The organism is Neobacillus mesonae, from assembly GCF_001636315.1.
Lineage (GTDB): Bacteria > Bacillota > Bacilli > Bacillales > Cytobacillaceae > Neobacillus > Neobacillus mesonae.
On sequence record NZ_KV440949.1, the window covers coordinates 5,189,057 to 5,201,803 of the forward strand.

Annotated in this window: 11 protein-coding genes and 1 riboswitch; of the genes, 3 read left to right on the forward strand and 8 right to left on the reverse strand. The window is 39.1% G+C overall.

Annotation, left to right across the window (positions count from 1 at the left end; genetic code table 11):
* Positions 1 to 95 precede the first annotated feature (95 nt).
* Complete coding sequence (locus A6749_RS24495) at positions 96 to 860, forward strand: ABC transporter ATP-binding protein (protein ID WP_066398502.1); 765 nt, start codon at positions 96 to 98, stop codon at positions 858 to 860.
* Positions 850 to 2,811, forward strand: coding sequence for an FtsX-like permease family protein (locus tag A6749_RS24500; protein ID WP_066398505.1), 1,962 nt, complete (start codon positions 850 to 852; stop codon positions 2,809 to 2,811). Before A6749_RS24495 ends, A6749_RS24500 begins: the two co-directional genes overlap by 11 nt.
* Positions 2,812 to 2,866: 55 nt before the next feature.
* Here the strand turns inward: A6749_RS24500 and ade are convergent, their stop codons facing one another.
* From ade to A6749_RS24540, 8 genes are all read right to left on the reverse strand, one after another.
* The gene (gene ade / locus A6749_RS24505) at positions 2,867 to 4,609 is read right to left on the reverse strand and encodes an adenine deaminase (RefSeq protein ID WP_066398507.1); all 1,743 of its coding nucleotides are present in this window, start codon (positions 4,607 to 4,609) and stop codon (positions 2,867 to 2,869) included.
* A gap of 66 nt (positions 4,610 to 4,675) precedes the next feature.
* Positions 4,676 to 6,043 carry an NCS2 family permease gene (locus tag A6749_RS24510; protein WP_066398511.1) on the reverse strand — a complete coding sequence of 456 codons (1,368 nt, stop codon included), beginning with the start codon at positions 6,041 to 6,043 and terminating at the stop codon, positions 4,676 to 4,678.
* 295 nt (positions 6,044 to 6,338) lie between these two features.
* Positions 6,339 to 6,653 carry an XdhC family protein gene (locus A6749_RS24515; protein ID WP_066398514.1) on the reverse strand — a complete coding sequence of 105 codons (315 nt, stop codon included), beginning with the start codon at positions 6,651 to 6,653 and terminating at the stop codon, positions 6,339 to 6,341.
* A complete protein-coding gene (locus A6749_RS24520) occupies positions 6,650 to 7,450 on the reverse strand; it encodes an XdhC family protein (RefSeq protein WP_066401162.1) in 801 nt (266 codons plus the stop codon). Before A6749_RS24520 ends, A6749_RS24515 begins: the two co-directional genes overlap by 4 nt.
* 14 nt (positions 7,451 to 7,464) lie before the next feature.
* Complete coding sequence (locus tag A6749_RS24525; RefSeq protein ID WP_236719725.1) at positions 7,465 to 9,825, reverse strand: xanthine dehydrogenase family protein molybdopterin-binding subunit; 2,361 nt, start codon at positions 9,823 to 9,825, stop codon at positions 7,465 to 7,467.
* Positions 9,822 to 10,700, reverse strand: coding sequence for an FAD binding domain-containing protein (locus A6749_RS24530; protein WP_066398518.1), 879 nt, complete (start codon positions 10,698 to 10,700; stop codon positions 9,822 to 9,824). Before A6749_RS24530 ends, A6749_RS24525 begins: the two co-directional genes overlap by 4 nt.
* A complete protein-coding gene (locus A6749_RS24535; protein ID WP_066401165.1) occupies positions 10,697 to 11,302 on the reverse strand; it encodes a nucleotidyltransferase family protein in 606 nt (201 codons plus the stop codon). The genes A6749_RS24530 and A6749_RS24535 overlap by 4 nt, the downstream gene beginning before the upstream one ends.
* 4 nt (positions 11,303 to 11,306) lie before the next feature.
* The gene (locus A6749_RS24540; protein ID WP_066398521.1) at positions 11,307 to 11,792 is read right to left on the reverse strand and encodes a (2Fe-2S)-binding protein; all 486 of its coding nucleotides are present in this window, start codon (positions 11,790 to 11,792) and stop codon (positions 11,307 to 11,309) included.
* A 243-nt stretch (positions 11,793 to 12,035) separates the two neighbouring features.
* A riboswitch (purine riboswitch) is annotated at positions 12,036 to 12,135 on the reverse strand.
* Between the two features lie 135 nt (positions 12,136 to 12,270).
* On the opposite strand from A6749_RS24540, the gene A6749_RS24545 reads away from it, so the two are divergent.
* Positions 12,271 to 12,627, forward strand: coding sequence for a Na-translocating system protein MpsC family protein (locus tag A6749_RS24545; protein WP_066398528.1), 357 nt, complete (start codon positions 12,271 to 12,273; stop codon positions 12,625 to 12,627).
* The last annotated feature ends 120 nt before the right edge of the window (positions 12,628 to 12,747 follow it).

The window sequence follows — 12,747 nt, forward strand, 5'->3', positions numbered from 1 at the left end:
TATTTTTAGTTTATACGATGGCTGTTAAAACTTGTGTAATTTAGAATGTGATTAAAGCTCGACAGCGGCCTTTTTGAAAGAATGGAGGAACAACAATGGTCATATTGGAAGCTAGTAATATCGTGAAAATTTATGGGGAAACAAGCGGCGAGGGTGCAACGAAGGCACTGGGTGGTGCAAACCTTTCTGTAAATAAAGGAGAGTTTATTGCTATTATGGGCCCTTCGGGGAGCGGTAAAACGACATTGCTTAATGTGTTAAGCGGAATTGATCGACCTACATCCGGCGAGATTATGATCAACGGTCAAGAAATAAGTAAAATGAAAAGAGATGAACTGGCGCTGTTTCGCCGAAGACAATTAGGCTTCGTGTTTCAAGAATTTAATTTATTAGATAGTTTAACAGTAAAGGAAAATATCATTCTGCCTATGGTTCTGGAAAAGAAACCTGCGGCTGAAATGGATGAAAAGGTCCAAAACTTAGCGGGGCTATTTGAAATAGAATCGATCTTACATAAATATCCCTACAACATTTCGGGCGGACAGCAGCAGCGAACCGCTGTCAGCCGTGCACTTGTGAACGATCCGAGTATTATTTTTGCTGATGAACCAACAGGCAATTTGGATTCGAAATCGTCGACGGCAATCATGGAATGTTTTGAAAAAATTGTTGAAGAGCTTAAGGCAACAGTTCTTCTGGTTACCCATGACGTTTTCGCCGCCAGCTACTGTCAGAAGGTTGTGTTTATTAAAGACGGACTCATCCATTCCTACATCGTAAAAAAAGGGAGCAGGAAGGAGTTCTTAAATCAGATTATGGATAATCTTGCTGTCTTAGGAGGAAGAACCTATGACATTTAATCACATTATCTGGAAAATGGCAAAGGTCCAATATAAAAAATATATCTTTTACTTCCTATGCAACAGTTTTGCTGTCATGTTTTTCTTTATGTTTTCAACCGTATATTTTAACGAGCGGATTGTTGAAGTGAAAAAGTTAGAGGGGATCAAGGATGCCTTAGCCATTCCCGGTGTTGCCCTTGTTGTGTTTACCATATTTTTCATTAGCTACGCCCACAATGTATTTATGAAAAAAAGGAAAAGCGAGTTTGGACTTTTCATGACACTCGGGATGTCGCATCGCGATATTAGCAAATTGTTATTGCTGGAAAATGGACTCATTGGCATATTGTCAATTATTTCTGGTCTTGTCGGGGGTGCAATATTCTCCAGATTATTCTTTTTACTATTAATGAATAGTGTGGGATTAAAGGAAATTCCATTTCATTTCAAAAGCAATATGTTTATGTACTCCATAGGCGCCTTTGCGATCGTATTTTTAATTGCAGTTGGAAAATCACTCTTTTTTACACTAAAACGAGATGTGATTCAAAGTTTTAGGAGCAATAGGACTGCTGAAACAATCAAACTTAAAAGCCCGTTATTCGGCGCCTTCGGGCTGGCAATTATGACAGGGTCTATCGTGATGCTGTATCAGACCTATTCGAATGCAACAGGAGCTTACCTGCTGCTTTGGACACTGGCAGTGTTAATGGGCTTATATATTAGTCTATATCAGTCCGTAAGTTTTTTTATCGAGCTTGCAAAAAAAAGTAAACCATTCTATTATCGTCGATTGGTGTTACTAACGAATCTTGATTACAAGTTTAAACAGCTGACATCCATCCTTATGCTCGTGACTGTGATGATTATGGTAACGATCATTTATACCACCTTATTGTTGACAATCTATAAATCTGCTGAAAAAGATGCACTCAATCAAAATCCTTATGATATGGCATTTCTGCAGACTGAAACGAAAAATAACTTATCTGTGGACAAAATAAATTCAATCATTGATCAAAAAGAACATCCTTTAAAAGAGCATCTTGAAATACCAATCTATTATTCGATTCAAAAGCTTACTGGGGTAGATGGGTATTTTACAAATGTCATTATGTCGGTGGATGATTTTAATCAGTTAACAGGTCAGCGGAAGAGCCTCCGGGACAAGGAGTATATCAATTATATCAATGAGGATATGGAATACGTGGAAACTGATGATATTAAATATGACTTACCTTTTGATATCGGAAATGAGGAGCGGGTGTATAAAGAGACGGAAACTATTGCAGCAAAGACGATCAATAGTTTAAGTTATCTTCATGAATTTATTATCGTAAGTAATGACGAATTCGAACTGCTGAAACAGAACGTGAATGGCTTTGCGGGAAATATTCATTTAATCAAGGTGACCAATTGGAAAAACACGTCTGATGTAGTTGAGGAATTAGATAAGCAGTTTAAAAGCTATAATGATTCTACAACGGCAATAACAGATACCTTAGATAAATTTACTTCAGAGGAGGAGCTTCTTCAGATCGCCTCAAAAGTGATGGATTATTATTCCAATAAAAATTCCAGCGGCATAATGTTTTTTGTGATTTCATTTTTGAGCGTAATATTTTTCTTTGGAACATTCATTCTACTTTACTTAAATCTTTTTTCCGAAATGGATCAGGAAAAATCTAAATATAAAAAGTTATATAAAATTGGCATTACCTTTAAAGAGGTAAGGGGCATCATTTCGAGGGAGTTAGCGACCCTATTCTTTCTCCCAACGATCCTTGGAACGACAATCGCATTTCTCTATGTCGCTATTTTGGCGACAGATGTCGGCGGGATCATGAAAAATCCCGAAATACTGGAGCATTTTAGTATCGTTTCAGGTGTTTATTTGTGCATTCAGGCGGGGTATTTCTTGTACGCTAGGAAGAAGATGAGTTTCTATTTAACTGAAGAAACTAGTTAAAAGGCAAGCATAAAAAGAAGCGGCATACCCGCCGCTTCGTCTTTCTATTTCACACTTATTTTACTGAGACATCAATATGCCTGAAGTTTTTTACATCAAATAAGCCTATGTCGGTAACTTTTATTTCGGGAATAACTGGCAGAGCCAAAAATGACATCGTCAAAAACGGATTAAAGTTTCCATTAAAACCAATTTCTGCGAGGGCTTGATTGAGTGAGTCAAGTTTCGCATTGATTTCTTCGTAACCCATATTCGCAATCAATCCCGAAATCTTTAAAGGCAGGGATGCAAGTATGGCACCGTCTTGGATAACAGCCATACCTCCACCCATTTCTCCAAGCACATCAATTGCAGTTAACAAATCTGCATCATTTGTTCCAACTGCCACTAAATTATGGGAATCGTGAGCAACAGTTGAAGCAATAGCACCGCTTAACAGACCGAATCCTTTTACAATTCCTCTCCCGATATTTCCTGTCATTTTATGTCTTTCTATCACAAGCAGTTTTAAAAGGTCAGTTTCAGTGGAGGGGACAAACTTACCATCCTTCTTGGAAACAGACTCTACAATATGTTTCGTGACAATACTATTCGGAATAATTTGGATTACATTAGCCATTGGCCTGTCATCTAATGCTATCGCTAGATCATCCAATGAGGGAGGATGGAACTTTACAGTTTCTAGCAGTTTTGCAGGCGGGGGAATTTGTACTCCCAAATCCCCTCCAAAAAGATATTTTCCTTTTTCTGCCACAAGTACTCCACGTGCAAAAACCTGGTCAATCTCAAGCTTCTCTAAGTGATTTAACAAAATAAAATCAGCATCATAACCAGGTGCAATAGCTCCTTTGTTTTTCAGTCCAAAACATTCTGCAGCATTTAATGTGGCCATTTGAATGGCTAATATAGGGTCAAATCCTTTTGAAATGGTCAGGCGGACATTGTGATCAATGCTGCCCTCTGCCATAATGTCATCCAAATGCTTATCATCAGTTACAAATAGACATCGCCGAGCGTTTTTTTCGGTTACTGCATCGAGCAAATTGCCCAAGTCCTTTGCTGCCGAACCCTCTCGCAGCATCACATACATTCCGCGTTCCAGTCTTTCTCTTGCCTCCGCAGCAGTAACACACTCATGGTCGGTCCGAATACCTGCCGTCATATAGACATTGATTCCCGTCGAATCAATCCCTGCGGCATGCCCGTCGATTTTTTTTCCTGCATTTTCAGTCATTTCAAGCTTTTCAAGCAAAGGCTCGGCACCTTGAAAAACGGAAGGGTAGTCCATCACCTCACCTAGTCCAAGGACCCGGCCATGTGAATAAAATGGAGCTAAATCTTTAGCTGACAATGCTGCGCCTGCATTTTCAAATGGTGTTGCCGGAACACAAGAAGGGAGCATAAAGTATACGTGAAGCGGAAGGTTCTCGGAGGAATCCAGCATAAACTTGATCCCGTCCAAACCTGAAACATTTGCAATTTCGTGCGGGTCAGCAATAATGGTTGTGACGCCATGCGGTAAAACGACCTTGGCAAATTCTGGAGGAGTAACCATAGCAGACTCAATATGAACATGTCCGTCAATGAATCCCGGCGCTAAGTATTTACCCCCAGCATCAATCACATTTTTGCCTTCGTATTCGCCAATCCCGACAATGACACCGCCTTCAACTGCAATATCTGCTTCCATAATCTCTTGGTTAAAAACATCAATGATTTTTGCATTCTTAATGACAAGTTCAGCAGGGGAATGCATACCAGCAGCAGAAATTTTCCTTTTAAACTTTTCCCGATTCATCGTCTAAAAACCTCCCCTGAATATTTTTCCCCCTCAAATTCATACTTTATTTTCTTAGCTTTAAAATTAATTACCTGCCATGATGAAGTTGATGATAAATGCGATACTTATAATGTACATAATCCAATGAAGCTGTTTTCCCTTACCAGTTAATAGCTTTAGGATTGTATAAGAAACGAAACCAAAAGCCAATCCCTCTGCAATGCTGTAGGTTAAAGGCATTAAAATAATAGTTAAAAACACAGGAATGACATCTGTAAAATCATCAAAACTTATTTCTTTTATTTCGCTGAGCATCAATGCTCCAACGAGAATTAATATTGGTGCGGTTGCAGCATTCGGAATAAAGTTAATAATCGGTGCAAAAACCAGCATCACGAAGAAAAGAATCCCTGCTGTTAAAGCAGTAAGTCCTGTTCTTCCGCCTTCTGCAATCCCTGTTGCGTTTTCAACATACGCATTTAATGCAGTACTGCCAACAGCAGCGCTTGCCATTGTACCAATTGAGTCCGCTTGTAAGGCTCTGTCTAAGTTCTCGATCTTACCGTTTTTATCAACTAATCCAGCTTTTTTAGTTAAACCGATCAAGGTTGCCAGGTTATCAAATAATTCAACAATTGTGAAGGAGAAGATGATTGAAATAATCCCATACTTTACAGCGCCGACAATATCCATCGCAAGGAATGTTTCGGAAAGACTTGGTAACTTTAAAGAAATTACATCACTAACAGCAGTTGGATGTCCTACGACACCGACAATCATCGCCAATATCGTTGTTACAATAATACTAATTAACAGGGAGCCCTTCACTTTTTTGGCCATTAAAAAAGCTGCTAAAACAAGTCCGATAATTGCAACAAGCGGTCCTTTGCTTGTAATATTACCAAGGGCTACTGTTGTTGCATCACTGGCAACAACGATTCCTGCATTTTTAAAACCGATAAATGCAATGAACAGCCCAATCCCAACCCCTATGGCCGATTTGAGCACATTCGGTATGCCATCAACAATCATTTGCCGAATACCTGTTATGGTTAAGAGAAAGAAGACAATACCAGAAATGAAGACAGCACCTAATGCAGTCTGCCAGCTTAACCCTTCACCAAGTACAACCGTATATGCGAAAAATGCATTTAAACCCATCCCCGGAGCAACAGCAACAGGGAAGTTAGCCCATAATGCCATAAGAATTGTACAGAATACACTAGCATAAATCGTAGCCGCTAAAGCAGCTTCTTTCGGAATTCCCGCATCGGAAAGAATTAAAGGGTTGACGAAGATGATATAACTCATCGTCATAAAAGTCGTAATGCCTGCTAGTATTTCTGTCCTTACAGTAGAGTTTCGTTCCGTTATTTTGAAAAAATGATCAAGTGAGCCGTTTTGCCTTGGAGCAGGAGCTTTACCTTGTACAACCTCTTTTCCAGTAGTCATAAAATCACTCCCTAAAATTTGATAAGATAAGCCGTAAAATACATGGCCTTACAGTGTAATGTAAAAATTCACCCCCTTACCAAGGTTAAGTTGTTAGTAAAAAAACCGCAGAAAGGAAACATATTTGTTCCAATCTGCGGTTTCATACTAATCCGTTTAACAGATTATTAAGAACCGACCTTTTAAGAAGAGGAATAGATGGATCCTTCGTTTAACGAAAAGACATCATCTAGTTTTTTAAAAATAATTGTGTGATCCTAAAAACATATTAATATTAATCAGACATATCAACCCGTTATACTGGCTCAATAAATACATCCATGATCCCGCCGCAAATTCCGCCATCCTCATAGAAAAGTCCTTTAGTTAAATCGACTTGATACTGAGCGGGTTTCTGGCTGCTGATTACAACCATCGCAGTTTCAATTACTTCTGCCTCTCCACAGCCGCCGCCAATTGTGCCAATCAGTTTCCCGTCTTCAATAATGATCATCTTGGAACCGGCCTTTCTTGGAGTCGAACCTTTTGTTCGAATGATTGTTGCCAGAGCAGCTTTTTTTCCTGCATTTTTTATTCCTAACAAACTATCCAAGATGTCGAGGGATTTCATTTCCTGTTCATCTCTCTAAAACCGCGTGAAGCTAACGGTCTGATGTCCTTACTAATCGATTCCCCTGACATTCCATTTTTTACTTTTAAAATTTCCGCCATAATGCTGACGGCAATTTCCGCAGGTGTTTCTGCTCCAATATCAAGCCCAACAGGTGTATAAATTTGATTAAGTCTTTCAAAAGGAAATTCCTCTTTTAACTGCTCAAAAACACCGGAAATCCTTCTTCTGCTGCCAATCATTCCAATATAAGCAGGCTCGACATTTCGCCCTAGCAACTCCTGCAAACTCAAAACATCGAAGCGATGTCCCCTTGTAAGCAGCAAAATATAAGTTTTACTGGTAAGAGGTACATTATTAAAATAACATAGGAAAGGCTTACAAATTACTTCGTCAACACCCGGAAACCGATCGGTATTTGCAAATTCAGGCCGATCGTCAATAACCGTCACATAAAACCCAAGCATGCCTCCAAGCTTTGCAACCGGTTCACAAACATGGCCAGCCCCAGCAATAATCAAGTGGGGAGGGGAGGGGTATACATCAATAAAACATTCAAAATTCACACCTTTCACCTCAAAATCCACTGTCTTCGATTTCCCTCTTTTTAACAGTTCTATACATTTCTCTGATACGCTATTCGTAAGGGAAAGTGGAAACCTTTTATCAGGAAAGCAGCCCCCATTTTCAATATAAACCGCTTTGGAACAAATGAAGTTCGCATTACTTGAATTTGTAATGGTGACTAAACAAGCATCATTGTATTCTGTAGTCGCTTTCTTTAATATATTAAGCATATTTAGCAAATTATTCACCTCGTTTGCGGGTGGACCTTCTCTTTTAAAAACTTCATTTCTTTAAAGATTCTTTCAGGTGTTGCCGGCAGGTGTTTGATTCTAATTCCAACTGCATCATAAAGAGCATTCATGATTGCCGGAATGATTGGTATCATGACTACCTCACCGATTCCCTTCGCGCCTAATGGATTGGAAGGCTCCGGTTCCTCAACCGGAATCGTTTCAATTATTGGTGTCTCACGAATAGTAGGGATGATATAGTCCGTAAAATTCTTTGTTTTATGAATACCGTTTTCAATGATTACATCTTCGTAGAGGGTGTAACCAATTCCCATTATTGCGCCGCCTTCTGTCTGTCCCTCAAGCCCCTGAGGATTTATGACCCTGCCGGCATCAGGAATGGAAACAACTCGCAGTACATCTGTTTCACCCGTCAATGTATCTATCTCTACAAGGACAACATGCGTTAAATAACCATAGATATGATGTGGCGCTCCTCCAGAATTTTTTATTTCACCCTTTTCCTTTGGTAAAATAAAATGACCTTCAACTTTGGTATTTAATCGATTTTCAAATAAGTATTCGTAAATTTCCGCATGAGTTAAGGAAAGCTCAGGTCGCATCTTAACATATAACAGACCATTTAAATGAGTGATCTCATGAACTGGAACGTCAAACATATCCGCTGCCGTTTGTGTGAGCAGCTTATTCATATTCGGCGCAGCTGAAGCAATTGCCCTTGTGCCTGCATAGGTCGAACGGGAGGCTGTAACTGTACCGCCATCGGGTGTTTCCTTAGTATTTCCTTGGACAACTTTTATTTTATTTATCTCACATTTAAGAAGCTCGGCTGCAGCCTGAGCATACACGGTACTATTGCCGCCGCCGATTTCCTCACAGCCGACCCCAACTTTAAAATAGCCATCTGCTAAAAGTTCTATGGAAGCAGCACCATAGTCAGGGACGCCAATTCCCATGCCGATACCGTGAAAGGAGGTAGCAACACCGATCCCACGTTTTTTCCACGGCTCACTTGGTTTACTTTTATATAAGTCCTGGTTTACCCAAAGTTCGCAATTTTTTGCCGCTTCTAGTGTTTTATGTGTACCAACACTTGATTTAACTAGATGACCAAGGCTTGAATATTCACCTTGTTTGTAGGCATTTTTCTGTCTAATTTCGATTGGATCCAGATGAAAATACCTGGCAATCATATCAAGATGGGTCTCAATTCCAACACAAACCTGGTTCACCCCAAATCCTCTAAAGGCTCCGGAGATTCCGTTATTGGTATAGACACAAAAGCCTTCTAAATCAATGTTGGGAATTTTATATGGACCTGTTGCGTGTTCTATTGCAAGCGCAATGACAGCACCGCCTAGTGATGCATATGCCCCAGTATCGGCAACCGCCCTCACTTGTTGAGCAACCAATGTGCCATCCTTCATTGCTGCTGTTTTAACATGTACTTTAAAAGGGTGGCGCTTAATCCCGGCAACAACTGATTCCTCTCGGCTAAGGTGAATTTTTACGGGGCGTCCATTTGAATGTAGAGCTAAAAGGGCTAAATAAATTTGGACTGTTATTTCGTCCTTTCCGCCAAAGGCACCACCAAGCGGACTAGAAATAACATGAATTAGATCTGGGTTATAGCCAAGTGCCCGTGCAATTTGCAGTTTATCGCGGTGTGCATATTGTCCGGGGCATTGGATTGTTAAAATACCATTTTCACCAAGGACTCCCCAGCCGCCTTCTGTTTCAATGAAAGCATGCATCTGTCTAGGGGAGTAAAACGTATTTTCTAATACCAAATCCGCTTCTGCAAAAGCTTTTTCGACATCTCCATTTCTTATTGCCACATGACTGTGAATGTTCCCGCTTGGGTGAAGGTGGGCAGCTTCCTTTGACATAGCATATTCCGGATCTGTTACAGGTTCCAGTGGTTCATAATTCACTTCGATTAATCCAAGTGCCATCTCAGCCATTTCTTTTGTTTCCGCAGCAACAAGTGCGACTGCGTCCCCAGTGCAGCGAACAATATCTTCAGCAAGAACCGGTTGGTCAGGAATGATAATGCCAAAACCATTAAACCCTGGAACATCCTTATGTGTTAAGACCGCTACAACACCTTCTAAAGCCTCTGCCTTTGATGTATCAATTCCTTTTATTTTTGCATAAGGATATTTCGCGCGGAGGATCTTGCCCCAAAGCATATTGTCATAATGAATGTCTGTCATGTATTTTAGTTCACCTGTAACTTTAGGTTCGCCATCAATCCGTTTCACAGGTTTACCAATCCATTTAAAATCAGTGGAATTTTCTTCTCCGGACGTTGTTTTTTCTTTTACTTGAATCTCATTATTCATGACACTCATTTTCTATCCCACCTTTTCATTAACCGATAAAGACCTCTTTCTAATAGGGAACATGCCATATCGCGCCGGTATTCAGCAGAGGCTCGAATATCGGATATTGGCATAACCTCTTTCCAAGCAACTTTAGCGATATTTTGAATGTGGGGGGCAGTCAAAGGATTCACTGTAAGCATTGCCTCACATTTTTTGGCCCTAATAATAGTTGGTCCAACAGAACCATAGGCAATTTTTCCGGCTACACATTTGTTAGTTCCCTTTTCCATAGAGAGTGAGATTGCCACATTTACAATTGAAATAGATTGTGCTTTTCTTGGCCCAAGTTTTTGAAAAATACTAATTTCATTTTCCTCTTGGGGCTGAATAATAATATTCGTTATCATTTCATAATCCTTTTTAACAGTTCTTCCAGGACCGATGAAAAATTCTTCGATTGGTATATAACGCTTATGATCGACAGAGCTTAATTCAATGACAGTGCCAAGTACATACAAGGCAGGAATAGTATCCCCGGCAGGTGATGCTGTTCCGATATTTCCCCCAATCGTCCCGGCGTTTTGGATTTGGGCAGCACCAACCTCACGAGCGGCATCAATTAGTACATCAGCTTTCCCTTTTAAAATTGCTGAATGTACAATGTCCGAATGGGTTGTAAGCGGTCCGATATGAATTTGTTGATCAACCTTTTTGATAAAGCGTAATTCCTGTATGCCTTTAATATTTATCCAAGTCTTTGGGCGCCACTTACCTTCCTTCATGCGAACGACAGCGTCTGTACCACCAGCAATTATCCGAAAGTCACAATCGATATTAGCAATCATTATAAGACAATCCTCAACTGTTTTAGGGGATTTGACTTCCGTTTCATAAACACTCATTGCTGACGCCTCCTTTCTAAATGATCTTTTAAAGAAATGTAGTCTTCTCTTGTATTGAGATTATATAAAACATGTTCTTTATTAACATGAAGTTCGCTCGTACTAGATTGATATTTTCGTAAGAGCTCCTTAAGTCCCATTTTTTCCTCAGAGATGGATAAAATATCATTTCGTAAACTTCCATTTAATAAAATTGGATGACCTCTTTTACCTGAATAAACTGGAATAACAATATTTGAATTATTACATAGTAATTGCTGTATCATCATTTCGATCATTTGTGATTCAATAGGAGTATCTACTGGAACAATTAAGTATGTCCTTGAGTAATCTTTTAAAGCATTTATTCCAGCTTTGATTGAGCTCGTTTTACCGTTTGAGTAATTAGGGTTATAAATGATTTGTACTGGATATTTCACAATAACCTTCTTAATTTCATAGGCTTTATACCCTAAAACGATAACAATATCCTTGATCGACGTTTTTAACAATTGCTGAACCTGGTGTTCTATCAATGGTAGTCCATTCCAAGGAAGTAATGCTTTAATACCACCCATTCTGGAAGAATAACCAGCGGCCAGGAGAATGGCTGTTTGTGACATCAGGTTATAACCTTTCAACTAACATTTTTCTTTTCGCGGCGGTTTCAACGGCTTTTATGATCTTAGAATATCCGGTGCATCTGCATAAATTACCGCCTAAAGCAATCTGTATTTCCTCCATTGATGGGACATGGTTTACTTTATTCAGATAAGAATGGGCTGAGACGATAAAACCAGGTGTGCAATAACCACATTGGGTAGCACCTTCGTCAATAAACGCCTGCTGGATCACATCCATATTGCCCGATACCTTAACTCCTTCAACCGTTTTAATTGTTTCGTTGCTAACTTGGCAGACCAGCACAAGGCATGAGCAAACACTTTCTCCATTAATATCAACAGTACAAGATCCGCATTCTCCTTTCCCACAACACTCTTTACTTCCAGTCAACTGTAAATCTTCGCGTAAAACATCCAATAATGTTTTTGTAGGTGAACAGGAAACGGCCACTTCACGACCATTAACAGAAAAACGGAACTCGTTAATCATATTTTTACCTCCTAAAAGTTTGATAGGCATGTCAAAATTTGCAGATAGATCTTGATGGAAATTGTCATTAATTGTAGGTGCTTACAAACTTACAAAAATAGTTCGACAAAAGCAGGATTTCTTTAAGTGAAAATGTAATAGAAGGATAATAAAATAATGTAGTTTAAAATGAATACTGAATTTAATTGAGAGATGATTTACTTGGTAGTGTAAAAAAAAGAAGGCTGCGAAAAGATTTTCTTATGCATAAGAAAATCTTTTCGTAGCCAAGGAATTTACGGTTCCTCGTAGATACCCCCAAACCGATTATTGGGGTTATACGAAAGTAATGATGATTTATTTCATGGAAAATTTAGTCATGATTCAATTATGAAGTTTAAGGAGATATAGTTCGTTTGTCAAGTCCCAATTTTCTGAAAACTAAGTTGACAAAATGGATTTTTATAATTTAATATATTTAACAAGGGGAGTTAGATACATGTATTCGACTTCTATACAGCAATTATCAAATTTCAAAAAGGATATTGCACAACTGTACAACAAGATTAACCAGGAAATTTATGGAGTAGGAGTAAAAAAGCAGCGTATAGAGATTTCCCACAACAAGTTACTAATTTTTGCTCAACACAAAAGAGTTCCAGCCTTACTTACTTTAAGTAAAAATCATCATGAATTAACCGCAGCGGTTGATGCGGCATTAATTACAGAATACAAAGCAAAGTTCAAGGAGCAGATTGAACTTATTTTCAGACTTGGGGTTATTACGATCCTTAAGGACTATGATCCTATTACTGAGAATGCCTGTACAATTGTTTATTTTAAAGATGCTTTATAGAAAAAGGGAGCAAGTATTAAATTCGTTCATACGCTTTTAATATCTTGTTGAATATGAGAGCGGTGTCATAAACTTCTGTTTATCGGACGTATACTGAACCGTAGTAAAGAATCCTAATTC

What these genes read in the sequence shown, in the direction of transcription:
- ade (WP_066398507.1), bottom strand. Translation starts at nt 4,609, where the DNA reads ATGAATCGGGAAAAGTTTAAAAGGAAAATTTCTGCTGCTGGTATGCAT.
- A6749_RS24520 (WP_066401162.1), bottom strand. Translation starts at nt 7,450, where the DNA reads ATGCTTAATATATTAAAGAAAGCGACTACAGAATACAATGATGCTTGT.
- A6749_RS24500 (WP_066398505.1), top strand. Translation starts at nt 850, where the DNA reads ATGACATTTAATCACATTATCTGGAAAATGGCAAAGGTCCAATATAAA.
- A6749_RS24535 (WP_066401165.1), bottom strand. Translation starts at nt 11,302, where the DNA reads ATGTCACAAACAGCCATTCTCCTGGCCGCTGGTTATTCTTCCAGAATG.
- A6749_RS24515 (WP_066398514.1), bottom strand. Translation starts at nt 6,653, where the DNA reads ATGAAATCCCTCGACATCTTGGATAGTTTGTTAGGAATAAAAAATGCA.
- A6749_RS24530 (WP_066398518.1), bottom strand. Translation starts at nt 10,700, where the DNA reads ATGAGTGTTTATGAAACGGAAGTCAAATCCCCTAAAACAGTTGAGGAT.
- A6749_RS24510 (WP_066398511.1), bottom strand. Translation starts at nt 6,043, where the DNA reads ATGACTACTGGAAAAGAGGTTGTACAAGGTAAAGCTCCTGCTCCAAGG.
- A6749_RS24545 (WP_066398528.1), top strand. Translation starts at nt 12,271, where the DNA reads ATGTATTCGACTTCTATACAGCAATTATCAAATTTCAAAAAGGATATT.
- A6749_RS24525 (WP_236719725.1), bottom strand. Translation starts at nt 9,825, where the DNA reads ATGAGTGTCATGAATAATGAGATTCAAGTAAAAGAAAAAACAACGTCC.
- A6749_RS24495 (WP_066398502.1), top strand. Translation starts at nt 96, where the DNA reads ATGGTCATATTGGAAGCTAGTAATATCGTGAAAATTTATGGGGAAACA.
- A6749_RS24540 (WP_066398521.1), bottom strand. Translation starts at nt 11,792, where the DNA reads ATGATTAACGAGTTCCGTTTTTCTGTTAATGGTCGTGAAGTGGCCGTT.